Source organism: Actinoplanes sp. NPDC051537 (assembly GCF_055586105.1).
Map to the genome: position 1 here is coordinate 1 of NZ_JBVJIU010000036.1, position 25,620 is coordinate 25,620.

Genomic DNA, 25,620 nt, shown 5'->3' on the forward strand with positions numbered 1-25,620 from the left:
ATTCCGAACCCGGAAGCTAAGCCCTCCAGCGCCGATGGTACTGCACTCGGGAGGGTGTGGGAGAGTAGGACGCCGCCGGACTCAACGTAAGAAAAGGCCCGCCCCGGAAACGGGGCGGGCCTTTTTCTATGGCCAAAAGACGCTGCGAATGCGGTCAGAAGGTCGCGATCGGATTGACCGGGCTGCCGGACGTGCCGGCGAAACGGACCGGGGCGACGGCGAACTGGAAGTCCCACTGGCCGAGCTCGGCCGCCGTCGCGGCGCACGCCTCCAGGTCGCAGTTGTCGAGCATCCACAGACCCATCGCGACGAGGCTCACGGCGTGCACCGGCATCAGCACGTCGTCGTACCCGGACGGCTGAACGTCCTGCGGGCTGTCGGCGCCGATCAGCGCGGCCTCCCGTTCGTGCAGCCACGGCAGGCAGGACGCGTGCCAGCCGGGCTGTTCGATACCGCCGGCCGCGCCGCCCTCGTGCCGGGCACGGCCATGGCCGGTCCGCAGGAGCACCGCGTCGCCGGATCGCACCCGCACCCCCTGGCGACGCTCGGCCTCCTCGAGGTCTTCGGGAAACACGCCCTGCCCGGGCTCCAGCCACGGCACATCGCGGACCGCCGCGACGTCGAGCAGGACGCCGCGCGTGACGATGCCGTCCGCTGCCGCCGTGACGGCGGCCCACGCCGATCCCGTGGCGGCGTCGACCATGGAGTGCGGGCGCCCGTTGTACATGGCGCCGTCCCAGAAGATGTGGCACGGCGAGTCGAGGTGGGTGAGGGTGTTGCCGTGGAACGTGATGCCGAGCCGCTCGGACGAGAAACCCCAGCGCCGGTCGCGCTGGAAGGCGGCCGGCATGTTCTCGGCGCCCGGCATGCCGATGGCGTGCGGGCAGGCCGTCGTCGACCGTTCCATGTCGTCCGGTACGGCGACCTCCCACCCGCACGACACGCTGCGGCCGTGGCGCACGGCCCGTGCCGCGGCCAGCCGTACGTCGTCGGTGATGTGGTTCAGGGTCCCGCGTTCGTCGTCGTCGCCCCACCGTCCCCAGTTCGACAGCGTGTCGAAATAGCCGAGCACGTCGTCCTGTGTGGGCATCGATCGCTCCTCCGGTCGCGCGGGTCGGGACACAGCAGGCAGGCTATCCCGGCGGTGGGGCGTCGTCGGCGAAGGACCCGCGCAACCGAGTCAAGAATGGCGCGGCATCAAGGAAGCGGAAGAAGAGGAAGCGGAAGAGGAAGAGGAAGCGGAAGCGGCGGCATCAAGGAAAGGAAGAGAAGCGCCGGCCGGCCGATCAGAACTTCGCGACGAGGCTGGTGAAGACCGCGCCGAGGTGGCTGCCGAACAACGTGACTACGGCGATCGCCACGACCGTGATCAGAGGGACGAGCAGGCCGTACTCGACCGCGGTGGCGCCGTCGTCGTCCCGGGGGAAGCGCGCGCGGAGGTAGGCGGCGATCCCGCGGACGTTCGGCATGTGTGCTCCCCTGGTGTCGCCATCGGTAGTCGCTTTTCGGCTACCGGGCTTGCGCATCTAGGTATCGGCCGCGGAGCGCATGAGCAGACGTTTTCCGGGTTGCAGTAGGCCGGGCATCAGGGTGCGGCCGGGTTGCTGGGCCGGGCCAGCACCGAGCGCAGCGTCGCGGCCAGCACATCGGTCGAGAACGGCTTGGCGATGAACGGCGCGCCGGCCTTGATCAGGCCCTTCTTCATCGCGATCTCCTGGGGGATGCCGGAGATGTAGACGACCTCCATCTGCGGGCGCAGCGCGGCGGCCGAGCGGGCCAGCTCACCGCCGGAGACGCCGGGCAGGCCGAGATCGGTCAGCAGTACGTCGATGGCGCCGTCGTACACCCGGCAGGTGGTGATCGCGCTGACCGCGTCGTTCGCGATCAGCGCCGTGAACCCGCGCAGCTCGAGCATCTGCGAAGTCATCTCGCGCAGGTCCTCGTCGTCGTCGACGAGCAGGACGACCGGTTTACCTCGCGGCGCCGACGTGTTCCACATGGCCTCTCCTACCCCGGGTGGCCTTTTGTCCACGCTAACGGTGGTGCGGGCGAGAGGTCGTAATTCCGGTAAATCGTGCGCTTTCCGGATATCGGCGGGAGAAGGGTGAGCGGTCCGGCCGAAAAGGCGTCAGTTGTCCTCGGCCCGCCCGAGGCGCCAGTACCCCATGAACGCCACCGACCGCCGGTCCACCCCGCACTCGCTCACCAGATGACGGCGAAGGGTCTTGATGACCGCGGCCTCGCCCGCCAGCCAGGCGTAGAAGCGGCTGACGTCGGCGACCGGCTCCGGCACTTCCCACAGGATGTCGCGGTCGACGTCCACGTCCTCGAGCTCGGCGACGCCGGGAGGACGGGGACCGAGCAGCCGTCGCGTCGCGGCACGCATGGCCGGGACCAGCAGATCGCCGTGCGCCCTGCCGTCGCGGGGGAGCCAGGTCACCCGCATGCCGGGCGGCGCCACCAGCGGCAGGGAGTCGCCGGTGGACGGCACCTCGAGCAGCGCCTCGCCGCACGCGTCGGCGGGCAGACAGGCCAGGATCGACGAGATCGCCGGCACCGCGGTCTCGTCCCCGCCGAGCAGGAGGAGCTCGGTGCGGGCCGGCGGCCGGAAGTCGATGCCGCCGTGCACGCCGTCGTGCCGCGCGTCCGGCCCCATCAGGCAGGCGGCCGAGCCGGGCGCCGCCTCCGCCGCCCACCGCGAGGCCGGTCCGTGCACGCCGTGCAGCACCATGTCGACGTCGACCTCCCGCCGCGAAGGACGGACGGCACGGACCGTGTACGTCCGGATCGGGTTGCGCCGCTCGTCGGGCAGCTCCCGCCACTCGGTGTACCAGTCGTCGCCGGTCGGCAGGTGCTCGTGGCCGCAGTCCGGCAGCGGCGGGACGAGCTTGATGCGCTGGTCGAAGCCGTTGTCGGCGAAGTGGTGCAGGTCGTCGCCCGTGAACGTGACCCGCAGGAAGCTCGGACTGATCCGGCGCACCTCCCGGACGGTGGTGGTGAAGAACCGCCAGGGCGGGGCAACTACGGTCGGGGTCACGAGCCCACCTCCTTCTTCTTATGTGAGGCTAACCTAACCCATGGCGATCTACTACGGCGGGGACTACAACCCCGAGCAGTGGCCCGAGGATGTCTGGCGCGAGGACGTCGAGCTGATGCGGCGGGCCGGGGTCAACCTGGCGACGGTCGGCGTCTTCTCCTGGGCGCGGATTCAGTCCGGCGAGGGCGAGTTCGACTACGCGTGGCTCGACCGGGTGCTCGACCTGCTGCACGAGGGCGGGATCGCGGTCGACCTGGCCACCGGGACGGCGTCGACGCCGCCCTGGGCCACCGCGAAGTACCCGGGGATCCTGGCCCGGACGCGGGAGGGCGCGACGCTGTGGCCGGGGAGCCGCCAGCACTACGCGCCCAGCTCGCCCGACTACCGGCGGCTCGCCTCCGACCTGGTGCGGGCCACGGTGGAGCGCTACAAGGACCACCCGGCGGTGGTGATGTGGCACATCAACAACGAGCTCGGATGCCATGTCGCGTACGACTACTCGGATGTCGCCGCGGTGGCGTTCCGGTCCTGGCTGCGCGACCGCTACGGCTCGGTCGAGGCGCTGAACGACGCCTGGGGCACCATGTTCTGGTCGCAGCGCTACACGGACTTCGCCGAGGTCGTGCCGCCCCGCCTCACCCCGGCCAGCGTCAACCCGGCCGGGTTGCTCGATTTCCGGCGGTTCAGCTCGGACATGCTGCTCGAGCTGCTGCGGATGGAGAAACAGATCATCCGCTCGTACGGGACGACGCAGCCGATCACGACGAACATGATGGGCGCGTTTCCGCCCGTCGACTACTGGTCGTTCGCGCCCGAGCTCGACGTGATCTCGGACGACAGCTATCCGGACCCCCGCGATCCGCTCTCGTTCCGGCAGGCGGCGTTCGGGCGGGACCTGATGCGCTCGCTCAAGCCGGGGACGCCGTGGATCCTCATGGAGCAGGCGGCGAACCAGGTCAACTGGCGGCCGAACAACGCGCGCAAGGCGCCCGGGCAGATGGCGGCGCTGAGCATGCAGGCGGTCGGGCGCGGGGCGGACGGGGTGCTGTTCTTCCAGTGGCGGCAGTCATCGAGGGGATCGGAGAAGTTCCACTCGGCGATGCTGCCGCACGCGGGACCCGATACGCGTACGTTCCGGGAGGTCTCGGCGCTGGGAGCGGAACTGGCGTCGCTGGGGTCGCTCCCGCCGGCCGGGCGGTCGAGGGTGGCGATCGTTCTCGACTGGAACTGCCAGTGGGCGATCGATCAGGGCAATCATCCGGCCCGCTTCGACTATCTGGCCCAGGTCCGGGGGTGGCATGCGGCGTTCCACGAGCAGAACATCCAGGTGGACCTGATAAATCCGGAAACTTCGGGCGAAGGGTTGCGCGGGGGCGAGGGGTTGCGCGGAGGCGAGGGCGACGGCGACTATGCGCTGATCATCGCGCCGAGTCTTTATCTCATTGACGACGCCACGCCGCTTGTCCGGTTTGTTGAGGAAGGTGGCTGCCTGCTGACGACCGCGTTCACGGACGTGGTTGATGTGTGCGATCGATTTCTGCCCGGTGGGTTCACGAAGCGTCTGGGGGCCGTGCTCGGGCTCGAGGTGACCGATTTCGAGGGCGTCCAGGGCCAGGAAGCGATCGTCTCCTGGGGCTTCCCGGGCGAGCACCTGCGCGAGGTGGTGCGGCTGCGCGGCGCGGAGGTGGAGGCGACCTTCGCGGACGGGGAACCGGCGCTCACCCGGCACGCGCACGGCGCGGGGGAGGCCTGGCACCTGGCCACGCTGGCCGGCGAGGCGGGACGGACGGCGCTGGCCGCCCACCTCGCCGCCCGGCTCGGGATCGAGCCGGTCGTGGCGGGCCTGCCGCCGCGGGTGGAGGCCTGCCGGCGCGGCGACATGATCACGATCATCAACCACAACCCCGAGCCGGTGGAGGCCGGCGGCGAGGTGCTGGGGCCCTACGAATATCGGGTCAGGAACTGAAGCAGCGGCCGCAGCCCGGCCGGGATGGCCGGGTCGCTGACCGTGCCGTGCCAGCGGTGGCCGCCGCGCTCGACCGTCAGCTCGTAGCTCATCAGGTCGGCGCCGGCGGTGCTCGCGGGCCGGGCCCGCAGACCGGAGAGATCGGTGGTGGCGACCAGCTGGACGAGGCGGGCGGCGTCGGCCGGCGGCATGTCGGCGGTGTCCAGCCGTACGTGCACCGGCCGCCCGGTGAACCCGCCGGAGCGCCGCAGCTCCGCCCGTACATGTTCGATCATGCCGACCGCCGGGGTATGAGGAGACATGAGAGTTACCGAGGCGCCACCCGGACGAGAAGTGGTCGAGACCGCCTGCTGGTCGTGCGGCGCCCGCCTGTTCAAGACGGTACCCCGCCGCCGCCGCGGCCCCGGGCACGTGCTCTGGGCCTGCGACGACTGCGGGGTGAGCTGGTCGGCCCGCTCCAACTGACAAAGCCGGCGCTCTAACTGACGCCGACCTCGTGGAACGCGGCCCGCACGGTCTGGGCGGCGTTGCGGCCGACCTTGGCGTCGCGGGCGAGGATGCGCGCCTGCTCGGCGCAGATGTACGCGCAGTCGGTGAACTGCGCGTTCGGCCACAGGTTGAGCAGCGTGTTGAACCAGATGCGGGCGGCCGGGAACGTGCCGAGCTCGATCGCGGTCAGGTAGAACGCCCGGTTGATGATGCCGGAGTTGACGTGCGGGTCACCGCCCGGCACGTACCCGGACATGTCCGCGGCCTGCGGGTCCTTGCCCAGCACCGGGTTGTCGTAGGCGGTGCCGGGGTGCGACATCGAGCGGATCGCCTCGCCGTACAGCTGGTCGGCCATGACGTCCTCGCCGATGAGCCAGTTGTGCTCGCCGGCGTCCACCTTGTGCACCATCTGGTCCACGCACGAGCCGAAGATGTCGGAGAACGCCTCGTTCATCGCGCCCGGCTGGTCGGTGTAGTCCAGCCCCGCCGTGTACTGGGTGACGCCGTGGGTGAGCTCGTGCGCGCACACGTCGACGTCCTTGGTGAAGTCGGTGAAGATGACGCCGTCGCCGTTGCCGAACACCATCTCGGTGCCGTCCCAGAAAGCATTGTCGTACTGCACGCCGAAGTTGACATTGCCGAGCAGGGTGAGCCCCGCATTGTCGATCGAGTCCCGCCCGAGAATGTCCCGGTAGAAATCGCGGGTGGCGCCGAGCCCGTCATAGGCGGCGTTCACATTCGCGCCGGCGGTCGCGGCGTCCCCCTCGCCGCGCACCAGCGTGACATTCACATTCCATTGGTTTCCGTCGTCGTAGATCTGCCGGTCGCCCTTTCCCGGTCGCGGCGGCGTGAGGGCGGCGAGGCCGGCGGCCGCGGCGTTGTCGCGCCTGCTCTGCCGCTGTGCCCGGTCGGCGACGGCGGTGCGCTGGGCCGGTTCCGGGTCGAGCCCGAGCTGCCGGGCATTCTTCGCGATGTGATCGATGATGTGGGCCGGTACGTAGAAGCAAACGTGAGACATTTTGGAGCCCCCCTGCCGAATTGACCTGGGACAACATTCGTCCCCGGCGGCCGGAATAGCAGTCAGTTCTTGAACACCTCGTGCGGCCGGCTCGAGATCAGATCCACATCGGACGCCCGGAATTGTTACCGTCGGGATGTGGCGGACAACGAACTGGGGCTGTTCCTGCGCAGCCGCCGCGAGACGATCACACCGGCCGGCGGGCGGCACACGCCCGGGCTGCCGCGCGCCGAGGTGGCGGCCCGGGCCGGCCTGACCGTCGATGATCTGACCCGCCTCGAGCAGGGCCGCGACCGTGATCCGCCGGCGCCGGTCCTGGGCGCGCTGGCGGACGCGCTGCGGCTGAGCGCCGGCGAGCGGGTCCACCTCTACCGGCTGAGCCGGGGCCGGCCCGCCCCCGATCCGGCCCGGGACGTCCGCGATCCGGTGCGCGCCATCCTCGTCCGTCTCGAGCCGTCGTCGGCCGTGCTGGTCAGCCCGCTCGGCGACCTGCTCGCCTGGACCAGCGGCTTCGCCTGGCTGGCGGCCTCCTCGGGACTGCTCGACGGCGACCCGCCCAACCTCAACCGCTACGTCTTCACCGACCGCCGGGCCCGCACCACGTTCCCGGAGTGGGACCGCGAGGCGGACGAGCGGGTGGCCGACCTCAAGCGGGGGCCGTTCGACGCCGACCGGCACCGGGCCGCGCTGGCCGACGAGCTCACGGTCACCGCGGGCGAGGCCTTCGAGCGGCGCGTACGGTCGCTGCCCGGACGGCCGCGGGCCAGCGGCGTGCAGCGATGGAACCATCCCCGGGCCGGCGAGCTGCGGATGGCGTACGAGATCCTGGAGTTGCCGGACGACGACGGCCAGCGCCTGATGATCCACCTGCCCGGCGACGCCGCGACCGAGGCCGTGCTGGCCGCGCAGCGCCCCAAGACCTTGCGCCTGGTGGCAGGCTGAGCCCCGTGCGTGCCAACGACTGGACCGATGCGCGATGGCGGGCGTCCGCCCACGACTGGATCACGTCCCGGCTCACCGCCCTCGGCACTCCGCCGACCGGCCCGATCGAAGAGGTCCGGGTCCGGCCGTGGTCGGTCACCCATCGCGTGCCCACCGCGGAGGGTGCGCGCTGGTTCAAGGCCAACACCGCCGCCTGCGCCTACGAGGCCGGTCTCGCGGCGGCCCTGGCGAGCTGGCTGCCCGGCCGGGTCCTCGCGCCCCTCGCCGCCGACACCGCGCGCGGCTGGCTGCTCACCGCCGACGCCGGACCCACCATCCGCGATCACATCAAGCCCGGCGATCAACTCGCGCTCTGGGAGGAGATGCTTCGGGCGTACGCGGTGATGCAGCGCGCCCTGGAGCCGCGGGCCGGCGAGATGCTCGCCCTCGGCACGCCCGATCTGCGCAAGCCGGCCGATGTTCTCGCCGCCCTCCGCCCGGAGGCGCCGGCCGTCCCCGGGTTCGCGGACTGGTGCGCGGAGCTCGCCGCCGACGGCGTGCCGGCGACCCTGCAGCACGACGACCTCACCGACGCCAACGTCTTCCCCGCCCCGGGCGGCGGCTTCGTCTTCTTCGACTGGGGCGACGCGAGCGTCGGCCACCCGTTCGGCTCGCTGCTGGTGGCCCTCGGTTTCGGCGCCGCCATGCTGGAGCTGAAGCCGATGGCCCCCGAGCTGCTCCGCCTGCGCGACGCCTATCTGGAGCCGTGGACCGACCGGGCGTCCCCCGCCGTCCTGCGCCGCTCGGCGTCGCTGGCGTTCCGGGTGGCCCGCGTCTCCCGGGCCGCCGCCTGGGACCGGGCCATCCGCGACGCGGCGCTGCCGGTCGACGAGGACTTCCGCACGGCGGCCGCCTACTGGCTGGCCGAGCTTCCCGAGCCGACCTTGATCTGAGCGCCCCGGCGGGCCGGCGTAGTGCCGCTGCGGAACCGCGAGCACGTTCCCGCCGCCGTGGGTCAGGCGTCGAGAAGGCCGGCGACCGGCCCGAGCGTGAGCAGGCCGCTGCCGGCGCCGGCCAGCTCGGCGGCGGCCGGGCGCAGGGCGTCCCGGGCCCGGGCGCCGTCCTCGCCGAGCGCGCGGGCGGCGTGCGCCACCAACCCCCACATCGCCTCGGTGAGCAGGTCGGGCGGCGGGTCGGGGACCGCGTGCAGGGCCGTTCGCGCCTCGGTCTCCCGGCCCGTGGCGAGCAGCACGAGGGGTCGCACCCATGGTTCGTAAGGGCCGTAGTCCCCATCGGTCGCCGGCTCGCCCCGCCGCAGCCGGAGCGTCAGCAGCGCCAGGTCGCGCAGCCCGTTCTCCAGGCCGGGCATGCCGGCGTCGAGCGGCGCCGCGCGATAGGCCGCCTCGGCCGCGTCCGGATCGGTCAGCGACAACCGCAGCGCCCGGTGCCACGCGGTGAAGACGGCGACCAGGGGCAGGTCGTTCGCGGCGGCCAGCGCGTCGGCGGCGTCGGCCTGCCGCTCCGCCTCACCCAGGTCGCCGAGCCCGCCGAGCGCCTGCATCCGGATCAGCCGGCCGAGCACCTCGTAGGTGACCAGCCCGTGCCGCCCGGCGAGCGCGACCAGCTCGGCGCCGATGCGGTCCCGGTCCGGGGCGAGCCCGGTGCGGTGGACGGTCTGCATGAAGAGGCCGTTCAGCGCGAACGCCAGCAACCCCGGCTCGCCCCGCTCGCGCGCGATGCCGACCGCCTCCCGGGCGCAGCCGAGCGCGTGCGGCCCGCCGTCCGCCCCGCGCGACTCGACGGCGATCGTGGCCAGCAACCGGGCCCGCGCCTCGCCGTCCGGCGTCCGCGCCGGGGAAGCGGGCAGCGCCCGGGAAGCGGGCAACGCCCGGGAAGCCGCCAGCGCCCGGGAAGCCGGCTCGAGCGCCCGGGAAGCCGGCGGCCGCGCCCGGGAAGCCGGCCGCAGCGCCCGGGAAGCGGCCGCCACGATGGCCGCCGCCTGGCCGGGGTCGTCGGAGCGGGTCCAGATCGCCGGCACGTCGTAGGCCCCGATCACGCGGGCGACCAGGCCGGCGTCGCCGAGCTCCTCGGCCGCGGCGACCGCGGCGGCCCGGTGGCGGCGGGCCGCGGTGAGACCGCCGCCGCCGGTGACCGCGAGCTCGCGCATGAGGTGCACGGTCGAGTCGAGCCGGGTCCGGGTCACGGCGATCCGGTCGAAGTCGGCGGTGGCCTCGGCCCAGACCCGGGCCGCCGGGTCCGGCTCGGCCTCGTCGCGGAGGATGGCGGCCTCGAGGCGGGCCAGCTCGGGACCGGGGTCGAGGCCCAGGTCGCGGGCCAGGCGGGAACGGGCGCGGCGCAGGACGGCGAGGGCGTCGGGGCGGCGGCCGGCCCGGTGCAGGGCCAGGGCGAGCAGGCGCCACGCCGGCTCGCGCCACGGATGGGCGGCCACGTGGGCGTCGAGGTCGGGGACGGCCTCGTCGGGACGGCCGGCGGCCAGGCGGGCCTCGGCCAGCCGCTCGACGGCGCGCAGGCGGAGCTCGGTCAGGCGGGCGCGCTCCCCGGCGGTCCAGGGCTCGCCGGTCAGCTCGGCGTAGGCGGGGCCGCGCCACCAGGACAGGGCCTCGGTCAGGCGGGCGGGATCGGCCGAGGTGATCGCGGCCTCGAAGCGCCACGCGTCGACGTTCCCGGGGGCGGTGCGCAGGGCGTATCCGGGACCCTCGGTGATCAGGAGCGACGCCGGGGCGCGGCGAGGGCGCTCGGGCTCGATTGCTCGGCGCAGGGCCGCGACGAACGTCCGTACCGCCGCAATTGATCCTTCGGGAGGAACCACCCACAGGTCCGCGACCAGGTCGCCGAGGGGGACCACCCGGCCGTTCGCGGCAATCAGCCGCGCCAGGACCGCGCGGTGGCGCGGGCCGCGCAGGGCGAGCGGACGGCCGTCGGAGTTCCAGGCCGCCACCGGGCCCAGCACGCCGAACGTCACCGCCACCCGGATCACGCTACTCATTCGCTGCTCATCGGGGCCGCGCAGGCTGGGGACATGACAACGATCAAGGGTTTCGAGGAGCGGCGGATCCGGGTGGCGGACGGTGTCGCGCTGCAGGCGTCGGTGGGCGGGGAGGGCACGCCGATCGTGCTGCTGCACGGGTTTCCGCAGACCCGCCTGATGTGGCGGCACGTGGCCGCCGACCTCGCCGCCGGCCACACGGTGATCTGCCCGGACCTGCGCGGCTACGGCGCCAGCGACAAACCGGACGCGACCTCGCCGGACGTCTACTCGAAGCGGACCATGGCGCGCGACGTCGTGAGCCTCGCCCGGGAGCTCGGGCACGATCGGTTCGCGCTGGTGGGGCACGACCGCGGGGCGCTGGTGGCGTTCCGGGCGGCGATGGACCACCCGTCGGCCGTCAGCCACCTGGTCTCGCTCGACGTGCTGCCAACGCTCGACATGTGGGACGTCATGCACGGGGTCACGGCGGTCGTCGGCTTCCACCTCTACCTCATGGCGCAGCCGCCGGGCCTGCCCGAACGCATGATCACGGCGAGTGCGGACGCGTTCTTCGGCCACTTCCTGGACCTGTGGGTGAACGACCCGGCGGCGATCCCGGCGCCGGTGCGGGCCGAGTACCTGGCGGCGTGCCGGAACGCCGTTCCGTCGATCGTCGCGGACTACCGGGCCTCGGCCGGGATCGACGCCGAGCACGACCGGGCCGATCGGGACGCCGGGCGGACCCTCGCCATGCCGGTCACCGTGCTGCAGCAGGACTGGGGTGCGGCGCTCGGCTTCGACGCGGCCGCGCTCTGGCGGGCCTGGGCGCCGGACCTGCGGCACGTGCCGGTCACCTGCGGCCACTTCATGGCCGAGGAGGCGCCGGGGCTGGTTGCGGGGGCGATCCGGGAGCTGACGACGCGCCCGGCAACCCGTAAAGGCCAAAAAAACGGGTAAACCGGGCGAAAGCCGCTAGCTTTGCGGTGCTGATCTAGGCGTACGGGGGTTTCTGATGTTCTGGCGAGGTGTGGGCGCTTCGATCGTGGCCGGCGCGACGCTGGCGAGCCTGGGCGGGGCCGCGTCGCCCCTGATCCAGCTCGGCTTCCGGCTGGTCAACCTCAACAGCGGGCAGTGCCTCACGGTCACCGGGGGCGGCCTCGCCGACAACGCCATCGTGATCCAGCAGCCGTGCGGGCGGGACTCGGCGTACCGCTGGCGGTTCGTGCGGGTCGCGGACAACGGCGTGTTCCTGGTCGAGAACGTCCGCAGCGGCAAGTGCCTGACCGTGGCCGGCGACAGCGTCGAGGACAACGGCTTCGCCGTCCAGTTCCGGTGCGCGAACGCCGACCTCTCCCAGCAGTGGCGCGTCCGCAGGCCGGCGGGCGCGCTGCTGACCGTCCCGGCCGGTCAGGCGCTGCTCGAGAACGGCCGCAGCCGCCGCTGCCTGACGATCGCGGGCGGCAGCGCGACGGCCGGCGGTGTGGCCGTCCAGTACGCGTGCGACGAGGAACGCTCCCGCCGGTGGTCGGTGCGCCTGGTCGCCGGCCCGGCCCTCGATTGAGGCGGTATCGTCCCGCGTCATGAGCCAGTATCGTCGCGCGTCGTGAGTCAGTATCGTCCCGCGTCATGAGTCAGCGGATGGTGATCACCGGGGCGAGCGGGCATCTCGGGCGGGCGATCGCGTCGCGTGCCGCGGCGGCCGGCTGGGACGTCGTCGGCACCTACCTCACGAACGCGACCGAGGCGGGGGAGCGGCTCGACATCCGGGACCGGGAGGCGGTCGCCGGGCTGGTCGCGCGGGTCCGGCCCGGCGTCGTCGTGCACACGGCGGCCGGCCGCGACGACTGGCAGGTCATCGCCGACGGCGCCGCGCACGTTGCGGTGGCGGCGGCGAAGTTCGGGGCGCGGCTCGTGCACATCTCCAGCGAGGCGGTCTTCTCCGGCCGGGACGTGACCTACGACGAGGACGCGCGGCCCGACCCGATCTACCGGTACGGCGCGGCCAAGGCGGCCGGCGAGACCGCGGTCCGGGCCGTCGACCCGGGCGCGGCCGTGGTGCGGACCTCGCTGATCATCGGCCACGGCCGCGGCGCCCACGAGCAGCTCACCCGCGACCTGATCGCCGGCCGCGCGCACGGCGTGCTGTTCACCGACCAGATCCGCAAGCCGATCCACGTCGACGACCTCGCCGCCGCGGTCCTGGAGCTGGCCGTCAACGGCTACGCGGGCGTGCTCAACGTGGCCGGCCCCGACGTGATCAGCCGCTACGACCTGGGCGTGCTCGTGGCCCGGCGGGACGGCCTCGACCCGGGCCGGATCCCGAAGGGCACCATCCCGGCCGGCGTGGCCGTCCCGGTCGACCTGCGGCTGACCATCGACCGGGCGGCCGCGCTGCTGGCGACCCGGCTGCGCGGCTGCCGCGAGTTCATGAGCTCCTGAGCACCGCCGCCAGCCGCCGCATGCCCTCGGTGATCTCGGCCGGGGTGTGCGTGGTGAACGAGAGGCGCAGGGTCGCGGCGTCGGGGTGGCCGGCGAAGAACGGCGCGCCGGGCACGAACGCCACGTCGCGGGCCAGCGCGGCCGGCAGCAGCGCCGCGGTGTCGGCGCCGCCGGGCAGCCGCACCCAGGTGAACATGCCGCCGTCCGGGTCGGTCCAGGTGCTGCCGGGCGGCACGGTCTCCGGCATGGCCGCCATCATCGCGTCGCGGCGTGCCGCGTACTGCGACCGCAGCCCCCGCACGTGCGCGTCGAGGTCGGTGTGCGCCAGGTAGTCGGCCGCCGCGGCCTGGTCGAGGGTGGACGTGTGCAGGTCGGCGGCCTGCTTGGCGACGGTCAGCGCGGGACGCGCCGCGGCCGGCGAGCGGACCCAGCCGAGCCGCAGTCCGGGCGCCGCCACCTTGGAGAAGCTGCCCAGGTGCAGCAGGTGGTCGCCGGGGCGGGCGGCGAGGGCGGGCACCGGCTCACCGCGGTACCGCAACTCGCCGTACGGGTCGTCCTCCACCACCCACACCCCGTGCGCCGCGGTCATCGCCGCCACCTCGGCCCGCCGCGCCTCGGTGAGCGTCCGCCCGGTCGGGTTCGCGAACGTGGTCACCAGGTACAGCAGCCGGGGCCGTTCGGTCTCGAGCACCTCGGCGAGCGCCGCCGGGTCGAGGCCGTCGGCGTCGGAGCGGACCGTCACGATCCGGCAGCCGGCCAGCTGGAAGCACTGCAGCGCGGCCAGGTAGGTCGGCTCCTCGACGGCCACCACCGCGCCGGGGTCGAGCAGCGCCGCCGCGATCAGCGTGAGGGCCTGCTGCGACCCGGTCGTGATCAGCAGATCGTCGGCGGCGGTCGGCAGGCCGCGGGCCGACATCCGCGCGGCGACCGCGGCCCGCAGATCGGCGTTGCCCTCGGTCGGCGCGTACTGGAGGTGCCGGCGACCGTCCGGCGTGGACAGCACCCGGTCGAAGGCGGCGCGCAGCCCGTCCAGATCGAACAGCTCGGGCGCGGGCAGGCCGCCGGCGAACGAGATGACGCCGGGGCGGTCGATGAGGGCGAGCAGGTCGCGGACGGGCGAGCTGGCGACGCCGGCGAGCCGCTGGGCGGCCCGAGGCGTGTGGGCGGCCCGAGGCGTGTGGGCGGGCAGCGGCGTGCGCAGGATGGACTGTGTCATGGGAGGACTCCAGGCGGAACGGCAGAACAGCAGGCGGCGCGCGACGCCGGGTGGGGCGCGGAGGGGCGCGAGGCGGGGCTGCCTGATCGAGGAGCCGGGTCAAACCTTAGCGCTTGTTAAGGACTTAGCGAAGGTTAAGGCGGGCCGTCCCGAGCTGCGGGACGCCCTACACTGCTGACCATGCGTGAAGCCCGGTCGATCCTCTCGTACAAGTCCGAGAACTCCGTGCTCAGCCTCTGGTCCAAGAACTCGATCCTGTCCATCGGCTCGAACGGTTCCGGCCTGTCCATCGGCTCGATCGGCTCCTGGGCCTCGATCGGCTCGATCGGCTCGTTCTGCAGCGTCGGCTCGATCCTTTCCGCCGTCTCGATCGGCGGCGTCATGGCCTGGAAGTACCGGCGCTCCCGGCGCGTGTTATGACTTCCTGATGCTGGTTGACTTCGCCGCGGGGGTCGCGGCCTCGCCGATGGACGTCGAGCGGGCCGCGGTGCGGGCCGAGCAGGATGGGTACGACGGGTTCGGCGCCGCCGAGAGCAGGCACGACGTCTTCTCGTCGCTGACGCTCGCGGCCCGGGCCACCGAGACGGTCACGCTGCAGTCGGGCATCGCGGTCGCCTTCGCGCGCAACCCGATGAGCCTCGCGGTGTCGGCCAACGACCTCCAGCTGATCTCGGGCGGCCGGTTCCAGCTCGGCCTCGGCTCGCAGGTCCAGGCGCACATCGAGCGGCGGTTCGCGATGCCGTGGGGCCGGCCCGCGGCGCGGATGGCCGAGTTCGTGGCGGCGGTGCGGGCCATCTTCCAGGCGTGGCGGACGGGCGAGCGGCTGGCGTTCCGGGGCGAGTTCTACCGGCACACGCTGATGACCGACTTCTTCAACCCCGGCCCGAACCCGTACGGCTGTCCGCCGATCCTGCTCGCCGCGGTGGGCGAGCGGATGACCGCGGTGGCCGGCCGCGCCGCCGACGGCATGCTCGTGCACCCGCTGACCAGCCCGGCCTACCTGCGCGAGCGCACCCTGCCGATCCTGCGCGAGGCGCGCGGCGACCGGGGTCTCGACGGGTTCACGCTGGGGCTGTCGGCGTTCGTGGTGCTCGGCGCCGACGAGAAGGCGCGGGCCCGGGCCGAGGCCGCGGTGCGCGGGCAGATCGCGTTCTACGGCTCGACGCCCGCCTATCGGCCGGTGCTCGAGCTGCACGGCTGGGGCGAGCTGGCCGACCGGCTCAACTCCCTGTCCCGCCGGCAGGCCTGGGACGAGATGGCCACCCTGATCACCGACGACGTGCTGGACACGTTCGCGGTCGGCGGCGACGTGGCGACCGGCCTGCGCGACCGCTTCGGCGACCTGATCGGGCGGATCTCGTTCTACACGCCGTACGAGATCGACCCGGCCGAGCTGAATGCCCTGCGCGCGGCCGTTGCCGGATCGTAATGGCGTGTTTGCCCGATTAGGGCGGTAGGCACCGTAAGCGGTGATTCGATGGCCTGGTGCGAGAGATCGGGCCACGCGTCCGGTTACGGCATCCACAGCGTCACGACAGCCGGGGGAGCGGTTCCGCACAGCCGGCGGGCCGAGGCTCATCTCGTACGGCAACCCGCCGGTTATAACCGGCATAGCGAGATATGCCCGGTTTCTCCCCTAAGGTGTCCGCCATGCCTACGGATCGCCCGATCTTCGTCGTCGGCTGCCCGCGCTCGGGTACCACGATGCTCCAGCTCATGCTGCACGCCCACCCGCGGATCGCCCTGCCGCCGGAGAACCGCTTCGTGCTGCCGGCCTACCAGCGGCGGCACGAGTTCGGCGACCTGCGCGAGGCGGAGAACCGGCGCGACCTCGCCCGCTGGATCACCGGCACGCGGCAGTTCGACGACCTCGGCCTCGATGCGCAGCGGGTGGTCGACGCGGTGGTCGGCGCCCCGCCCACGCTCGGCTCGGCGATCGGCACCGTCTTCCGGCTCTACGCCCAGCGGTTCGGCAAGCCGCGCTGGGGCGACAAGCGGCCGGCCTACCTGCGCCACCTGCCCGAGCTGCTGCGGCTCTTCCCGGACGCGCAGATCGTCAACATCATGCGCGACGGGCGCGACTGCGTGGCCTCGCTCAAGGAGGCGCCGTGGAGCCCCGCGGCCTTCGGCGACCTGGTCGACTCGTGGGCGCGGGCCGCGGACGCGTCGCTGCGGGCGGCCCGCCGCTACGGGCCGGACGTCTACCACGTGGTGCGCTACGAGGACCTGGTGGCCGATCCCGCGACACACCTGCGGGCGCTGTGCGACTTCCTCGGCGAGGAGTACGACGCGGCCATGGCTCGGCCCCAGGAGGTCGCGGCGGTCGCGGTTCCGGGTTACAAGACCTGGCACACGCGTACGCACGAAAGCGTCACCACCTCGAGAGTGCGCAGCTGGGAGCGCCGCCTGACGGCGACCGAGATCGAGCGCTGCGAGGTGCTGTTCGGCGACCGGCTGGAACGGTTCGGCTATCCGGCCGCCACCACCGCCGCGCCGACGCCGGCCGACCGGGTGGCGCGCGCCCGCCTGGCCGTCCGCGACCGGCTCGGCCCGATGCGCGGCGTCGTGCACGACGCCCGGGCGGTGATGCGCTCCCGGCGCCTCGGGCCGGCCGTGGCCGCGCGCCTGACCAGCGGGCAGCGCGCCCGCTGAGACCGCCACTCTCCTCACCCCCGGCGCCACCTGGACCAAGGCCACCGCGGCCGGCGCCGGTCAGAAGCCGTCTTCCGGCCACTGAATCCGTCCGTACCGCTTCCCATCCGCGGGTCGTACGATCGTCCCCGATCGCCTACGACCCGCGGTGGGAGCGGCCCCGTGAACCTTCTCGAGATCATCCGGTTCGCGCTGCGCGGCGTCGCGGTCAACAAGCTGCGGTCGGGGCTCACCATGCTGGGCGTCCTGATCGGCGTGGCCGCGGTGATCCTGCTGGTCGCCGTGGGCAACGGCTCGGCCAAGCAGGTCGCCGACCGCATCTCCGCCCTGGGCACCAACACGCTGACGGTGATGAGCAGCAGCCGCGGCGGCTCCGGTTTGACGCTCAACGTGGCCGGCGCGCTCACCGACCCGGTGCTCGCCCCCGACGTCCGTTCCGTGTCACCGGTCGTCAGCAGCTCGTCGACCGTCATCGCGTACGGCAGCACCTCGCATGCCGTCAGTTCGTTCGTCGGCACCACGCCCAGCTACTTCGCCGCCTCGAACACCCCGGTCGCGAGCGGCTCGGCGTTCAGCGCCGACGACAACGCCCAGGGCCGCCGGGTCGTGGTGATCGGGCAGACCGTGGCCGAGGACCTGTTCCCCGGCGTGGACCCGGTCGGCCAGCAGGTCACCGTGGGCGGCGCGCTGTTCACCGTGGTCGGCGTGCTGGCCGAGAAGAGCTCGGCGTCGGGCTTCCAGGACGCCAACGACGTCGCCATCGCCCCGATCGTCGCCGTCCGCCAGGTGCTCACCGGCTACGGCGCGCTCAGCTCGATCCTGGTCGAGGCCGCGAATCCGAAGGCCGTCCCGACCGTGCAGTCGGAGATCGGCGTGATCCTCGACGAGCGCGTCCGGCCCACGTCGAGCGGCAGCGCCGGCTACACGATCCGCAGCGCGTCGCAGCTGCTGGCGACGCAGACCGAGACCGCCGACACGTTCACCACCCTGCTCGGCGCCGTCGCCGCGATCAGCCTGCTGGTCGGCGGCATCGGCATCACCAACATCATGCTGGTGACCGTCACCGAGCGCACCCGCGAGATCGGCATCCGCAAGGCGCTCGGCGCGCCCCGCCGGACGATCCTCACCCAGTTCCTGATCGAGGCCACGCTGCTGAGCTTCCTCGGCGGCGGGCTCGGGGTGGCGGCCGCCCTGATCGGGGCGCGGTTCACCATCGCCGGCGTGACCCCGGTGGTGGTGCCCAGCTCGGTGGTGCTCGCCCTCGGCGTCTCGATCGTGATCGGCCTGTTCTTCGGCGGGCTGCCGGCCGCCCGCGCGGCCCGGCTCCGCCCGATCGACGCGCTCCGGTACGAGTAGGTCAGTCCTTGGTGATCTCGATGGAGTCGACCCGGTTCGGGTAGAACGCGACGTGGTCCTTGATCTGTGCGACCGCGTCGCGTGGCTCCTTGTACTCCCAGATCGCGTCGACCGCCTTGGCGCCGCCGGCCGGGATCGAGTAGTAGCTCGCGTCACCCTTGTACGGGCAGTAGCTCTCGGTCGTCGTCGGCTCGAGCAGCGACTTGTCGACGTCGGCGAGCGGCACGTACTGCACCGCGGGGTAGGTCGACTCCTGCAGGGTCAGCGCGGCGCGGGTGTCGGCCACCACCTTGCCGGCCACCGTGACGACCACGTGACCGTCGGTGGGGGTGACGGTGATCGGGTGGTCGGGGCCGGGGTAGCGAACGGGCCGGTCGGCCATGATGCCTCCTCGTTGGTAGGTCCGTTCCCCACGCTACTGTCGATCTCATGCCGGGACCCGCCGAGAAAGCCGCCGCCGAACTTGGCGTCGATCACACCATCCTCCGGCACGGTCCGGTGAACAGCGTGGCCGAGGCCGCCGCGGCCCAGGGCGTCGAGGTCCGCGACCTGGTGAAGACGATCGTGGTGCGGCGGGCGGCGGACGACTACGTGTTCGTGCTCGTGCCCGGCGACCGGCAGATCTCCTGGCCCAAGCTGCGCGCGCTGCTCGGGGTCAACCGGCTGTCGCTGCCCGACGCGGCCACGGCCAAGGAGGCGACCGGCTACGAGCGCGGCACGATCACGCCGTTCGGCTCGGCCCGGCCGTGGCCGGTGATCGCCGACGAGCGGGCCCGCGGCCGCACGATCAACCTGGGCGCGGGGGAGCGGGGCGTCGGCCTCCAGGTCGCCGCGGACGAGGCGGTCGACGCGCTCGGCGGCACCTTCGCGGACGTCACCGAGGCGGGGTAGGTTCTCGGTGTGACGAGTGACGACGCGATCCAGCCCTCCGTTCCCCCGTCCGGCACCGGCTGCGTGGAGTGCCTCGGCGACGGCGGCTGGTGGTTCCACCTGCGCCGCTGCGCGCAATGCGGGCACATCGGCTGCTGCGACAGCTCGCCGGCCCAGCACGCGACCGCGCACTGGAAGGCCACCGGCCACCCGATCATCCAGTCCTTCGAGCCCGGCGAGGACTGGTTCTGGGACTACGCGAACGACACGGCCGGCAACGGCCCCGAGCTGGCCCCCGCCGACAGCCACCCGCTCGACCAGCCGGCGCCCGGCCCGGCCGGCGCGGTCCCCGACGATTGGCGTCAGCACCTGCACCGCTGAGGGATGATGGCCGGTGCCCGATGGTTGGCGTCGGCATCTGCACCGCTGAGGGGCGAGGGCGGGTGCCCGATGGTTGGCGGCGGCAGCCGCACCGCTGAGGGCTGCCGCTCGGTGGACGGCTGGTGCCCGACAACTGGCGAGCCTCCGCGTCGCTGAAGCCCGGCAACCTGTGGACGGCGCGGCGAAATTGTCGTACCCGAGCCGTATGTTGCCCCCACCCAGCAAACGGGGTGGGGACTCGCCGCGGCTTCCGGGTGGGCGTGCCTGCGGCTTCCGGGTGGGCGTGCCTGCGGCTTCCGGGTGGGCGTGCCTGCGGCTTCCGGGTGGGTGTGCCTGCGGCTTCCGCGTTGGCGTGCCCTCGGCCTCCCGCCGGCGTCCCTGCGGCTTCCCCTGCGGTTTCCGGGGTTTTCCGGTTTGCGTCCGGCATCCCTGCGGCTGACCTAAAGTCGGCACGGGGAAGCCTGACACGGGGGTGCATGGTGTCCGATCCGATGCTCGACTCGATCATGAGCCGGAACGACTGGAGCGAACCGGACAGCGTTCTGGGCACGTACGTGGCTCAGATGGACCGGCTGACCAAGCCGGTGGATCCGGGCGTTCCGCTCAGCCTGACCGTGCACGGCCTGCTGGTCACCGGCGACCTCATCCCGCAGTGGCAGTGGTTCGCCGAGGTCAGCGAGATGAACGACTACGAGGACGCCTTCTACACCGGCATGGCCGAGCACATGAAGGAACAGTCCGACCTCGCCCACGACGCGATCCGGCAGCGCGACATCGGCGGCGAGGTCACCCACCGCCAGATGAGCGCGCTGATGGCCCCGACCAAGTACATCCACCTGCGCAACACGCGGATCTACTCGCCGGACAGCAAGCGGGGCGAGGGCCGTCTGTGGCGTGGCCGGCTGTGCGACGTGTCGGGCTGGACGCCGGGCGTCTCGATCTCCGGCTGAGAATCCGGCGGAGATTCGGGCTCGGGCTCCGGCGGCGCCGACAGGTCGACCGTCTCGCGCTCGACGGGAGGCAGCGGGTCGAGGCCGGGCGTCTCCAGTTTTATCTTGTCGGGCGACCACGCGAAGGCGAGGGCGCTGCCGACGACGCCGAGCAGCAGGCCGATGACGAAGCCGCCGAGGTTGGACGTGAGCCAGGTGGCCAGGCACATCACGGCCGCGACCAGCGAGTAGAAGACGTGCTGGGCGGGCTGGACGACCAGCAGCACGCCGAGCAGCGCGATCAGGATCGGCAGCAGGTAGCCGATGAAGCCCTGCATGCCGACGTGCACCACGACCGGCAGCGGCGCCCGGACCGTCATGAACATCTCGAACCCGGCGAGGAAGACCAGCAGCCCGCCCCAGAAGGGACGGGCGTGCCGCCAGTGCCAGAACCTGGAGCCGCGGGCCATCGTCAGCAGCCGTTGGCGGTGAACGACATCCGCAGGTGCGGCAGGGTGAACCGGGACGCGGTCGTGGCGTAGTTGTTCTGCCGCAGGTTGTCGATGTCGACGGTGTCGGCCTGCTGGCCGAAGACGCCCTCGCCGCCCTTGATCTTCTCGCCGGTCTTGGGGTCCTTCACCTTGTCGAAGGTGCTGGCGTCCTGGCCGACGTTGATGCTCTGGAAGTCGGCGTCGCCGTTGATCTGGTCGGAGTCGACCACCAGGGCGTCGGCCGAGACCGGGGTGCCGTTGTCGCCGGCGGTGATCCGCAGGTTGACGCCGCCGAGCGAGACGCTCTGGCACAGCTTGGTCAGCTGGGCCTTGTTGATCGCCGACACGATGAGCACCATCTGCCCGCCGGTGGTCCCCTCGTTGGGGCTGTTCGGGATCATGTTGTCGAGCGTCGCGTACTGCTCGAAGCCGTCGCCGTGCAGATGGCTCGCGGTGACCGTGAACGGCATGCCGGAGATCGAGAAGTTCGCGGCGAGCACGCCGTTCGCCGTCAGGGCGACCAGCCCGGCCGTCACGGCGCCGGTGATGCCGAGCATCGCGCCCGCGCGCTTCCAGCGGACACCCCCGGCGGTCTGTGGTGTGCTCATGCGTTTTCTCTCCCTGTTCGAGCGTTGGTTTGTACGTCGTCGACAAACGGCGGAATTGTCGTTGTCGCTCGGGAACAATGGAATTCACTTAGTCCGCGGTCGATGCAGCAGACCGAAGTTACCGCGCAGTATCATGCTGGTCAAGGGCCATCCACAAGGGATTTCACGACGCGAATAGTTTAGTTACCGGCGGGTTGACTTTCGATCGAAGGGCGGTCTATACATCGACGGCGTTGAGTGTTTCACGTCATTGTTCGAATGGGAGGAACGCCGATGCGCGTTTCCAGAAGCGTCCCGATCGCCGCGCTCGCGGCCCTGGCGCTGGCCTTCTCGGCCTCGCCGGCCCGTGCCGACGACGACCCGCCGCCGCCGGCCGCCGACCCGGTGGCCGTGCTGACCACCGGCAGCCTCGCCGGAGCCAACGTGGCGGTCGGCGACGTCCTCAACGCCACCGTGGCCGCCGGCACCACCGCGAACTTCAACACGGCGGCCGGCGGCAGCACCGGCGTCAAGTGCGCCGAGTCCGCCTTCACCGCCACGGTGGCCGACAGCCCGGCCGCGCCCGGCGTGGCCACCGAGTCGACGACCGCGCACACGTTCGCCTCGTGCACCGCGAACATCTTCGGCGTGACCAGGGTGAACAGCGTGACCGTGAACAACCTGCCGTTCGGCACCACGGTGGACAGCGCCACCGGGGCGGTCACGGTCAGCGGCACCGAGACCGCGCCGATCCAGACGACCCTGTCGCTCGGCACCATCCTCGGCTCGGTGACCTGCGTCTACCAGGCGAGCAACGGCTCGATCACCGGCCTGTCGTCGAACACCGACAACTCGATCGCGTTCGCCGACCAGGCCTTCACCAAGACCTCGGGGCCGATCACCTGCCCCGGCTCCGGGTTCTTCACCGCGACGTACGCCCCGGTGGTCGACACCACGGTCGAAGGTGGACCGGTCGTCTACACGAACTGAGAGCAGCGGAGACGTCAGCGGCCGGCCCGAAACGGCCGGCCGTTGACAGCCCGTGACCGCGACATCAATATGTTCGCATGCCTCTATGGGAGCGCTCCCGAACCATCGCTGTCCTCGCCGCCGCCTCCCTGCTGACCGTCGCCGCCGCCGCTCCCGCGCTGGCCGACGAGGTCGAGCAGGTGCGCAACGGCGGCTTCGACGGCACCACCGACCCCTTCTGGTCCACCGCCGGCATGCCCATGACGCTCACCGGCGGGCAGGCCTGCGTCGACGTGCCCGGCGGCACGACCAACCGCTGGGACGTCGCGATCGGGCAGAACGACGTGCCCCTGGTCGCCGGCCAGTCCTACCGCTTCAGCTTCGACGCGTCGGGCGACGCCGGCCACGTGGTCCGGGCGATCACCGGCCTGGCCGTCGCGCCGTACGACACGTACTTCGAGCAGTCGCCGGTCCTCGGCGAGCTCGCGCACTACTCGTACACCTTCACCGCCTCGACCGGCACGGCGCAGGGCCAGGTCGCGTTCCAGCTCGGCGGCAGCGCCGACCCGTGGCACTTCTGCCTCGACAACGTGTCCCTCGTCGGCGGGGTGCCGCCCGAGGTCTACGTGCCGGACACCGGTCCGCGCGTGCGGGTCAACCAGGTCGCGTACCTGCCGAACGGTCCGAAGACCGCGACCGTCGTGACCACCGCGACCACCGCCCTTCCGTGGCAGCTGAACGACGGCGCCGGCAAGGTCGTCGCCCGCGGCGCGTCGACCCCGCGCGGCGTCGACGCGTCGTCCGGCCAGAACGTGCAGACGATCGACTTCGGGCGCTTCACCCGGGCCGGGACCGGCTACACGATCACGGCCGACGGCGAGACCAGCCGGCCGTTCGACATCGGCGCCGACGCGTACCAGGCGCTGCGGGCCGACGCGCTGAAGTTCTACTACACCCAGCGCAGCGGCGTCGCGATCGACGGCGCGCTGCGTCCCGGCTACGCCCGCGCCGCCGGGCACGTCGACGTCGCGCCCAACCGGGGCGACGGCAACGTGCCCTGCCAGGCCGGCGTCTGCGACTACACCCTGGACGTGCGCGGCGGCTGGTACGACGCCGGCGACCACGGCAAGTACGTGGTGAACGGCGGCATCACCACCTGGGAGCTGCTCAACGAGTACGAGCGCTCGCACGCGGCACGGAAGGTGTCGCTGGCCATCCCGGAGAGCGGCGACCGGACGCCGGACATCCTCGACGAGGCACGGTGGGAGCTCGACTTCCTGCTCAGCATGCAGGTGCCGGCCGGGAAGCCGTACGCCGGAATGGTCCATCACAAGATTCACGACCAGAGCTGGACCGGACTGCCGTTGCTGCCCGACCAGGACCCGCAGCCGCGCGAGCTGCACCCGGTCTCCACCGCGGCGACGCTGAACCTGGCCGCCGTGGCCGCCCAGGCCGCGCGCGTCTACTGCGCCTACGACCCCGCGTTCGCCCGGCGCGCGCTGGCCGCGGCCCGCACCGCCTACGCGGCCGCGAAGGCCGACCCCGCGCTGTACGCGCCCGAGTCCGACGGCGTGGGCGGCGGCGCCTACAACGACAGCAACGTGACCGACGAGTTCTACTGGGCGGCGGCCGAGCTGTACCTGACCACCGGCGAGAAGCAGTTCTCCTCCGACGTGCTGGCGTCGCCGCTGCACACCGCCGACATCTTCGGCGCGGGCGCCTTCGACTGGGCGGCGACGGCGGCGGCCGGGCGGCTCGACCTGGCGCTGATCCCGAACCACCTGCCCGGCCTCGCGGCCGTCCGCACCTCGGTGGTGGCGGGGGCGGAGAAGTACCTGGCCGTTCAGAAGGCGCAGGCGTACGGGATCCCGTACGCGCCCGTGAACAACATGTACGACTGGGGGTCGAACAGCATCGTCCTGAACAACATGGTGGTGCTGGCCGGCGCGTACTCGCTGACCGGTGCTCGTAAGTACCGCGACGGGGTGCTGACCGGCGTCGACTACGTGCTCGGCCGCAACGCGCTCAACCAGTCCTACGTGACCGGGTACGGCGAGGTGAGCTCGCAGAACGAGCACAGCCGCTGGTACGCGCACGAGCTCGACCCGTCGCTGCCGCACCCGCCCGACGGGACGCTCTCCGGCGGCGCGAACTCGTCCATCCAGGACCCGTACGCGCAGAGCAAGCTGACCGGCTGCGTCGCCCAGTTCTGCTACATCGACGACATCCAGTCGTGGTCGACGAACGAGGAGGCCATCAACTGGAACGCGGCCCTGGCCTGGGTCTCGTCCTTCGTGGCCGACCAGGGTTGATCGCCGGAGGCCCGCGCCCGTCCGGAAATCGGATGCGCGCGGGCCTCCGCCGTCTCTAGCGTGGGGCCCATGTCCGCCTCCGCGTCCGCCGACGCCGCACGCGCCTCCGAGATCCTCGCCCAGCTCGCCGTGCCCGCCCGCCTGGCCGCCTTCGCCGAGCTGGTCCGCCGCGGCGGTGAGGGCGCCACCCTGGCCGAGCTCGCGTACGCCCTCGACGTCCCGGTGCAACAGGCCGGCGAGGCGTGCGCCCGGCTGACCGCGGCCGGCCTGGCCACCGGCTCCGGCAACGGCATCTACCGCGCGCAGATCGGCGCCGTCCGCGAGGCCGCCCTGGCCGTCGACAAGCTGCAGCCGGTGACCGCGCTCCTGGCCGAGTACCCGCAGCTCAAGAGCTTCTTCGCGCACGGCCGCCTGACCTCGCTGCCGCCCACCCTCAGCGACCGCTATCAGCTGATCGGCGAGATGCTGGCCCGGTTCCTCGCGCTGGACGGCATCTACGACGAGGACGAGATCAACCGCCGCCTGGCCGCGGTCGCCGACGACGTGGCCGGCGTACGCCGCATGCTCGTCGAGACCGGCTGGCTGGAACGCGACCGGGCGGGCGCCAACTACGGCCCCGGGCGCAGCTGGCGGGCCGCCGCCTCGTAGGTGTCCGACGGCGTCGAGTTGAAGGCGATGGCCGCCCCCGGCGCGTGCCGCCGCACGAGGTTGATGACGGTCTCGAACAGATCGCCGTCGGACCGCCGGATGCCCCCGCCGACGACGACGACATCCCACGCCCGCCGGCCGAGCGCCGCGGCGACGACGGCCGGGATGTCGTCGCTGCCGTCGAGGCCGACGAGGCAGCTCTCCGCCCCCACGCCGGCCTCGTCGAACTTCGTCATGCCCGCCGCGATCCCGTCGGCGACGGGCTGCGGATCCCACGGCCCCGGCACGCGGAAGGGGTCGAGGCCGAGGACCAGCACGCGTGGCTCGCTCATCGTCCCAAGCTAGCAGCG

Annotated in this window: 29 protein-coding genes and 1 rRNA gene; 18 read left to right on the top strand and 12 right to left on the bottom strand. The window is 72.4% G+C overall.

From position 1 onward, the window contains the following. Window positions 1-81, top strand: a 5S ribosomal RNA gene (gene rrf / locus ACZ6TB_RS47790); the annotation flags it as partial. 73 nt (window positions 82-154) lie between these two features. Here the strand turns inward: rrf and ACZ6TB_RS47795 are convergent. The 4 genes from ACZ6TB_RS47795 to ACZ6TB_RS47810 all read right to left on the bottom strand — a co-directional run bounded on the left by ACZ6TB_RS47795 (window position 155) and on the right by ACZ6TB_RS47810 (window position 3,037). After that, window positions 155-1,090, bottom strand: a complete 936-nt coding sequence (locus ACZ6TB_RS47795; RefSeq protein ID WP_465568225.1) for a cyclase family protein — start codon at window positions 1,088-1,090, stop codon at window positions 155-157. Window positions 1,091-1,286: 196 nt separating this feature from the next. Beyond that, the gene (locus tag ACZ6TB_RS47800; protein WP_465568228.1) at window positions 1,287-1,469 is read right to left on the bottom strand and encodes a Flp family type IVb pilin; all 183 of its coding nucleotides are present in this window, start codon (window positions 1,467-1,469) and stop codon (window positions 1,287-1,289) included. A 116-nt stretch (window positions 1,470-1,585) separates the two neighbouring features. Beyond that, window positions 1,586-1,999: a response regulator gene (locus tag ACZ6TB_RS47805; protein ID WP_465568231.1), complete on the bottom strand. Its 414-nt coding sequence runs from the start codon at window positions 1,997-1,999 to the stop codon at window positions 1,586-1,588. A 129-nt stretch (window positions 2,000-2,128) separates the two neighbouring features. Further along, window positions 2,129-3,037: a siderophore-interacting protein gene (locus ACZ6TB_RS47810; protein WP_465568234.1), complete on the bottom strand. Its 909-nt coding sequence runs from the start codon at window positions 3,035-3,037 to the stop codon at window positions 2,129-2,131. 40 nt (window positions 3,038-3,077) lie between these two features. Here ACZ6TB_RS47810 and ACZ6TB_RS47815 point away from each other — a divergent pair, with 40 nt between their 5' ends. Continuing rightward, on the top strand, window positions 3,078-5,003 hold the full coding sequence (locus tag ACZ6TB_RS47815) for a beta-galactosidase (protein WP_465568237.1): 1,926 nt from the start codon (window positions 3,078-3,080) through the stop codon (window positions 5,001-5,003). Here the strand turns inward: ACZ6TB_RS47815 and ACZ6TB_RS47820 are convergent. Further along, entirely contained in the window at window positions 4,979-5,278 is a 300-nt protein-coding gene (locus ACZ6TB_RS47820) for a protealysin inhibitor emfourin (protein WP_465568240.1), read from the bottom strand. The genes ACZ6TB_RS47815 and ACZ6TB_RS47820 overlap by 25 nt on opposite strands. A gap of 25 nt (window positions 5,279-5,303) precedes the next feature. On the opposite strand from ACZ6TB_RS47820, the gene ACZ6TB_RS47825 reads away from it, so the two are divergent. Then, entirely contained in the window at window positions 5,304-5,468 is a 165-nt protein-coding gene (locus ACZ6TB_RS47825) for a hypothetical protein (RefSeq protein ID WP_465568243.1), read from the top strand. 13 nt (window positions 5,469-5,481) lie between these two features. On the opposite strand, the gene ACZ6TB_RS47830 is transcribed toward ACZ6TB_RS47825, so the two are convergent. Beyond that, the gene (locus ACZ6TB_RS47830) at window positions 5,482-6,510 is read right to left on the bottom strand and encodes a M4 family metallopeptidase (protein ID WP_465568246.1); all 1,029 of its coding nucleotides are present in this window, start codon (window positions 6,508-6,510) and stop codon (window positions 5,482-5,484) included. Between the two features lie 138 nt (window positions 6,511-6,648). Between ACZ6TB_RS47830 and ACZ6TB_RS47835 the strand changes: the two genes are divergently transcribed. Both ACZ6TB_RS47835 and ACZ6TB_RS47840 read left to right on the top strand, forming a co-directional pair. After that, entirely contained in the window at window positions 6,649-7,452 is an 804-nt protein-coding gene (locus ACZ6TB_RS47835) for a helix-turn-helix transcriptional regulator (RefSeq protein WP_465568249.1), read from the top strand. Between the two features lie 5 nt (window positions 7,453-7,457). After that, the gene (locus tag ACZ6TB_RS47840; RefSeq protein ID WP_465568252.1) at window positions 7,458-8,384 is read left to right on the top strand and encodes a phosphotransferase; all 927 of its coding nucleotides are present in this window, start codon (window positions 7,458-7,460) and stop codon (window positions 8,382-8,384) included. Window positions 8,385-8,446: 62 nt separating this feature from the next. Here the strand turns inward: ACZ6TB_RS47840 and ACZ6TB_RS47845 are convergent, their stop codons facing one another. After that, a complete protein-coding gene (locus tag ACZ6TB_RS47845; RefSeq protein WP_465568255.1) occupies window positions 8,447-10,438 on the bottom strand; it encodes an AfsR/SARP family transcriptional regulator in 1,992 nt (663 codons plus the stop codon). Window positions 10,439-10,471: 33 nt separating this feature from the next. Here ACZ6TB_RS47845 and ACZ6TB_RS47850 point away from each other — a divergent pair, with 33 nt between their 5' ends. From ACZ6TB_RS47850 to ACZ6TB_RS47860, 3 genes are all read left to right on the top strand, one after another. Continuing rightward, window positions 10,472-11,377 carry an alpha/beta fold hydrolase gene (locus ACZ6TB_RS47850; protein ID WP_465568258.1) on the top strand — a complete coding sequence of 302 codons (906 nt, stop codon included), beginning with the start codon at window positions 10,472-10,474 and terminating at the stop codon, window positions 11,375-11,377. A 70-nt stretch (window positions 11,378-11,447) separates the two neighbouring features. After that, window positions 11,448-11,981 carry an RICIN domain-containing protein gene (locus tag ACZ6TB_RS47855; RefSeq protein WP_465568261.1) on the top strand — a complete coding sequence of 178 codons (534 nt, stop codon included), beginning with the start codon at window positions 11,448-11,450 and terminating at the stop codon, window positions 11,979-11,981. Window positions 11,982-12,046: 65 nt separating this feature from the next. Then, a complete protein-coding gene (locus tag ACZ6TB_RS47860; RefSeq protein ID WP_465568264.1) occupies window positions 12,047-12,859 on the top strand; it encodes an SDR family oxidoreductase in 813 nt (270 codons plus the stop codon). Here the strand turns inward: ACZ6TB_RS47860 and ACZ6TB_RS47865 are convergent. Further along, window positions 12,846-14,075, bottom strand: coding sequence for an aminotransferase-like domain-containing protein (locus ACZ6TB_RS47865; RefSeq protein WP_465568267.1), 1,230 nt, complete (start codon window positions 14,073-14,075; stop codon window positions 12,846-12,848). The two genes, ACZ6TB_RS47860 and ACZ6TB_RS47865, sit on opposite strands and share 14 nt — an antisense overlap. 180 nt (window positions 14,076-14,255) lie before the next feature. On the opposite strand from ACZ6TB_RS47865, the gene ACZ6TB_RS47870 reads away from it, so the two are divergent. The 4 genes from ACZ6TB_RS47870 to ACZ6TB_RS47885 all read left to right on the top strand — a co-directional run bounded on the left by ACZ6TB_RS47870 (window position 14,256) and on the right by ACZ6TB_RS47885 (window position 18,083). Further along, window positions 14,256-14,495: a hypothetical protein gene (locus ACZ6TB_RS47870; protein WP_465568269.1), complete on the top strand. Its 240-nt coding sequence runs from the start codon at window positions 14,256-14,258 to the stop codon at window positions 14,493-14,495. Window positions 14,496-14,502: 7 nt separating this feature from the next. Beyond that, window positions 14,503-15,504, top strand: a complete 1,002-nt coding sequence (locus ACZ6TB_RS47875) for a TIGR03617 family F420-dependent LLM class oxidoreductase (RefSeq protein ID WP_465568272.1) — start codon at window positions 14,503-14,505, stop codon at window positions 15,502-15,504. Between the two features lie 221 nt (window positions 15,505-15,725). Continuing rightward, entirely contained in the window at window positions 15,726-16,727 is a 1,002-nt protein-coding gene (locus tag ACZ6TB_RS47880) for a sulfotransferase family protein (protein ID WP_465568275.1), read from the top strand. Window positions 16,728-16,889: 162 nt separating this feature from the next. Then, complete coding sequence (locus tag ACZ6TB_RS47885; protein WP_465568277.1) at window positions 16,890-18,083, top strand: ABC transporter permease; 1,194 nt, start codon at window positions 16,890-16,892, stop codon at window positions 18,081-18,083. A 1-nt stretch (window position 18,084) separates the two neighbouring features. Here ACZ6TB_RS47885 and ACZ6TB_RS47890 read toward each other — a convergent pair whose 3' ends face one another. After that, window positions 18,085-18,465 (bottom strand): DUF427 domain-containing protein, encoded by a 381-nt coding sequence (locus ACZ6TB_RS47890; protein WP_465568279.1) that lies wholly within the window; start codon window positions 18,463-18,465, stop codon window positions 18,085-18,087. A 47-nt stretch (window positions 18,466-18,512) separates the two neighbouring features. On the opposite strand from ACZ6TB_RS47890, the gene ACZ6TB_RS47895 reads away from it, so the two are divergent. The 3 genes from ACZ6TB_RS47895 (at window position 18,513) to ACZ6TB_RS47905 (ending at window position 20,284) form a co-directional block, all read left to right on the top strand. Next, complete coding sequence (locus tag ACZ6TB_RS47895; protein WP_465568282.1) at window positions 18,513-18,974, top strand: aminoacyl-tRNA deacylase; 462 nt, start codon at window positions 18,513-18,515, stop codon at window positions 18,972-18,974. Window positions 18,975-18,983: 9 nt separating this feature from the next. Then, complete coding sequence (locus ACZ6TB_RS47900) at window positions 18,984-19,334, top strand: UBP-type zinc finger domain-containing protein (RefSeq protein WP_465568283.1); 351 nt, start codon at window positions 18,984-18,986, stop codon at window positions 19,332-19,334. Window positions 19,335-19,810: 476 nt separating this feature from the next. Continuing rightward, window positions 19,811-20,284: a hypothetical protein gene (locus ACZ6TB_RS47905; protein WP_465568286.1), complete on the top strand. Its 474-nt coding sequence runs from the start codon at window positions 19,811-19,813 to the stop codon at window positions 20,282-20,284. Here the strand turns inward: ACZ6TB_RS47905 and ACZ6TB_RS47910 are convergent. Beyond that, window positions 20,188-20,733 carry a DUF6114 domain-containing protein gene (locus ACZ6TB_RS47910; RefSeq protein WP_465568289.1) on the bottom strand — a complete coding sequence of 182 codons (546 nt, stop codon included), beginning with the start codon at window positions 20,731-20,733 and terminating at the stop codon, window positions 20,188-20,190. The genes ACZ6TB_RS47905 and ACZ6TB_RS47910 overlap by 97 nt on opposite strands. Before the next feature lie 2 nt (window positions 20,734-20,735). After that, entirely contained in the window at window positions 20,736-21,362 is a 627-nt protein-coding gene (locus ACZ6TB_RS47915; protein WP_465568292.1) for a DUF6230 family protein, read from the bottom strand. Between the two features lie 273 nt (window positions 21,363-21,635). Here ACZ6TB_RS47915 and ACZ6TB_RS47920 point away from each other — a divergent pair, with 273 nt between their 5' ends. The 3 genes from ACZ6TB_RS47920 (at window position 21,636) to ACZ6TB_RS47930 (ending at window position 25,270) form a co-directional block, all read left to right on the top strand. Then, window positions 21,636-22,331 carry a Tat pathway signal sequence domain protein gene (locus tag ACZ6TB_RS47920; RefSeq protein WP_465568297.1) on the top strand — a complete coding sequence of 232 codons (696 nt, stop codon included), beginning with the start codon at window positions 21,636-21,638 and terminating at the stop codon, window positions 22,329-22,331. A gap of 77 nt (window positions 22,332-22,408) precedes the next feature. After that, on the top strand, window positions 22,409-24,622 hold the full coding sequence (locus ACZ6TB_RS47925) for a glycoside hydrolase family 9 protein (RefSeq protein ID WP_465568300.1): 2,214 nt from the start codon (window positions 22,409-22,411) through the stop codon (window positions 24,620-24,622). 69 nt (window positions 24,623-24,691) lie between these two features. Then, on the top strand, window positions 24,692-25,270 hold the full coding sequence (locus tag ACZ6TB_RS47930; protein WP_465568303.1) for a DUF2087 domain-containing protein: 579 nt from the start codon (window positions 24,692-24,694) through the stop codon (window positions 25,268-25,270). On the opposite strand, the gene ACZ6TB_RS47935 is transcribed toward ACZ6TB_RS47930, so the two are convergent. After that, complete coding sequence (locus tag ACZ6TB_RS47935) at window positions 25,231-25,602, bottom strand: hypothetical protein (RefSeq protein WP_465568306.1); 372 nt, start codon at window positions 25,600-25,602, stop codon at window positions 25,231-25,233. The genes ACZ6TB_RS47930 and ACZ6TB_RS47935 overlap by 40 nt on opposite strands. Window positions 25,603-25,620 lie beyond the last annotated feature (18 nt).

Bases quoted from the DNA above. Each gene is read 5' to 3' on its own strand.
- ACZ6TB_RS47795 (WP_465568225.1), bottom strand. From the start codon at position 1,090: ATGCCCACACAGGACGACGTGCTCGGCTATTTCGACACGCTGTCGAAC.
- ACZ6TB_RS47830 (WP_465568246.1), bottom strand. From the start codon at position 6,510: ATGTCTCACGTTTGCTTCTACGTACCGGCCCACATCATCGATCACATC.
- ACZ6TB_RS47870 (WP_465568269.1), top strand. From the start codon at position 14,256: ATGCGTGAAGCCCGGTCGATCCTCTCGTACAAGTCCGAGAACTCCGTG.
- ACZ6TB_RS47920 (WP_465568297.1), top strand. From the start codon at position 21,636: ATGCGCGTTTCCAGAAGCGTCCCGATCGCCGCGCTCGCGGCCCTGGCG.
- ACZ6TB_RS47895 (WP_465568282.1), top strand. From the start codon at position 18,513: ATGCCGGGACCCGCCGAGAAAGCCGCCGCCGAACTTGGCGTCGATCAC.
- ACZ6TB_RS47890 (WP_465568279.1), bottom strand. From the start codon at position 18,465: ATGGCCGACCGGCCCGTTCGCTACCCCGGCCCCGACCACCCGATCACC.
- ACZ6TB_RS47815 (WP_465568237.1), top strand. From the start codon at position 3,078: ATGGCGATCTACTACGGCGGGGACTACAACCCCGAGCAGTGGCCCGAG.
- ACZ6TB_RS47925 (WP_465568300.1), top strand. From the start codon at position 22,409: ATGCCTCTATGGGAGCGCTCCCGAACCATCGCTGTCCTCGCCGCCGCC.
- ACZ6TB_RS47915 (WP_465568292.1), bottom strand. From the start codon at position 21,362: ATGAGCACACCACAGACCGCCGGGGGTGTCCGCTGGAAGCGCGCGGGC.
- ACZ6TB_RS47880 (WP_465568275.1), top strand. From the start codon at position 15,726: ATGCCTACGGATCGCCCGATCTTCGTCGTCGGCTGCCCGCGCTCGGGT.
- ACZ6TB_RS47800 (WP_465568228.1), bottom strand. From the start codon at position 1,469: ATGCCGAACGTCCGCGGGATCGCCGCCTACCTCCGCGCGCGCTTCCCC.
- ACZ6TB_RS47875 (WP_465568272.1), top strand. From the start codon at position 14,503: ATGCTGGTTGACTTCGCCGCGGGGGTCGCGGCCTCGCCGATGGACGTC.
- ACZ6TB_RS47825 (WP_465568243.1), top strand. From the start codon at position 5,304: ATGAGAGTTACCGAGGCGCCACCCGGACGAGAAGTGGTCGAGACCGCC.
- ACZ6TB_RS47820 (WP_465568240.1), bottom strand. From the start codon at position 5,278: ATGATCGAACATGTACGGGCGGAGCTGCGGCGCTCCGGCGGGTTCACC.
- ACZ6TB_RS47845 (WP_465568255.1), bottom strand. From the start codon at position 10,438: ATGAGTAGCGTGATCCGGGTGGCGGTGACGTTCGGCGTGCTGGGCCCG.
- ACZ6TB_RS47930 (WP_465568303.1), top strand. From the start codon at position 24,692: ATGTCCGCCTCCGCGTCCGCCGACGCCGCACGCGCCTCCGAGATCCTC.
- ACZ6TB_RS47910 (WP_465568289.1), bottom strand. From the start codon at position 20,733: ATGGCCCGCGGCTCCAGGTTCTGGCACTGGCGGCACGCCCGTCCCTTC.
- ACZ6TB_RS47850 (WP_465568258.1), top strand. From the start codon at position 10,472: ATGACAACGATCAAGGGTTTCGAGGAGCGGCGGATCCGGGTGGCGGAC.
- ACZ6TB_RS47935 (WP_465568306.1), bottom strand. From the start codon at position 25,602: ATGAGCGAGCCACGCGTGCTGGTCCTCGGCCTCGACCCCTTCCGCGTG.
- ACZ6TB_RS47805 (WP_465568231.1), bottom strand. From the start codon at position 1,999: ATGTGGAACACGTCGGCGCCGCGAGGTAAACCGGTCGTCCTGCTCGTC.
- ACZ6TB_RS47860 (WP_465568264.1), top strand. From the start codon at position 12,047: ATGAGTCAGCGGATGGTGATCACCGGGGCGAGCGGGCATCTCGGGCGG.
- ACZ6TB_RS47905 (WP_465568286.1), top strand. From the start codon at position 19,811: ATGGTGTCCGATCCGATGCTCGACTCGATCATGAGCCGGAACGACTGG.
- ACZ6TB_RS47865 (WP_465568267.1), bottom strand. From the start codon at position 14,075: ATGACACAGTCCATCCTGCGCACGCCGCTGCCCGCCCACACGCCTCGG.